The organism is Vallitalea sediminicola (genome assembly GCF_054408565.1).
In genome coordinates this window covers 1-281 of the sequence record NZ_BTPT01000299.1, presented here as the reverse complement: position 1 = coordinate 281, position 281 = coordinate 1, and the positions used below count along the sequence as shown (strand labels likewise).

Sequence of the window (281 nt, the reverse complement as noted above, 5' to 3'; positions counted from 1 at the left end):
AAACATATGGCGTGCCTACCACGCCTCAACAAGGTGAAATACACTACTTAAAAACTTGTAAGATTAATGTCAGTTACAGCGTGACTCAACGCGACGCACTAGTCTTCGGTTTGCTGTGTTTGCTCTAACATCGCGGCAAGGCCGCTGCGATAGTCAGGATACAATGGTTCCCAGCCTAATGCCTGCTTGATGAAATCATTACGAACACGCTTGCTTTCGGCGTAAAAGCTGCGCGCCATCGGTGTCATCTCGGCATCCTCGATTGCGGTCGCAGGTGGGAT

The 281-nt window shown here is 49.8% G+C and carries 1 protein-coding gene; it reads right to left on the bottom strand.

From position 1 onward, the window contains the following. Positions 1-98: 98 nt before the first annotated feature. The coding region (locus ACX6CF_RS26810; RefSeq protein ID WP_458788431.1) for a hypothetical protein at positions 99-281 on the bottom strand (183 nt) is incomplete at its 5' end.